This window comes from Castellaniella sp. GW247-6E4 (assembly GCF_040276065.1).
Taxonomy (GTDB): domain Bacteria; phylum Pseudomonadota; class Gammaproteobacteria; order Burkholderiales; family Burkholderiaceae_B; genus Castellaniella.
Genome location: NZ_JBELOI010000051.1, coordinates 1 through 853 on the forward strand (window position 1 = coordinate 1; position 853 = coordinate 853).

Sequence of the window (853 nt, forward strand, 5' to 3'; positions counted from 1 at the left end):
AAGACCATGGAGAACGAGATTTTGCGCGAAGCGGTGGAGTACGGCCGCTCAAAAAAATGGATTGCGCGCTCGCCCTCGTTGCCAGGGGAAGACCGGTGAAGCGGGTCTGTGAAGTCCTCGGCGTGGCGCGCTCGAACATGGCAGTCAGGCTGGCACGATCAGCGGATTGGCGCGATGGCCGCACGGCCCGCCCGACGCAGGATGCGGAGTTGGTCGAAGAGATTCATGAGCATATTGGGCAGTTGCCCAGCTATGGCTACCGGCGAGTCTGGGCGCTGGTGCGGCGAGATCGGGAGCAGCGGCAGGAGCCGCCGGTCAACGCCAAACGGGTCTACCGAGTGATGCGCGACCATGGTCTGCTGCTGGAACGTCGCAGGCAGCCCCAGGCGCCTGCGCGGCGCCACGATGGCCAAGTCTCAGTCTCGCAAAGCAACCAGCGCTGGTGCTCTGACGGGTTCGAGTTCCGCTGTGATGACGGCAGCCCCTTGCGGGTGACCTTTGCCCTGGACTGCTGCGACCGTGAAGCGATGAGTTGGTCGGCGACCACCGCCGGGCACAGCGGCGACGTGGTGCGCAATGTGATGCTGGCGGCGCTGGAACACCGGTTCGGCAATACCGATCAGACGCCGCAGCCAATCGAGTGGCTGAGCGATAATGGCTCGGGCTACATCGCATCAAAGACGCGAGAGTTCGCCAGACGCATTGGCCTGAAACCGCTGACCACGCCCGTGCGCAGCCCCCAGAGCAATGGCATGGCCGAGAGCTTCGTGAAGACAATCAAGCGTGACTATGTCGCCTTCATGCCCAAGCCCGACGTGCCCACGGCGCTGCAGAATCTGGCGATTGCCTTTGA

1 pseudogene is annotated in these 853 nt (G+C 63.5%); it reads left to right on the forward strand.

What is annotated here, in order from left to right:
- A pseudogene (locus ABS761_RS16890) lies at positions 1-853 on the forward strand (IS3 family transposase); the annotation flags it as partial.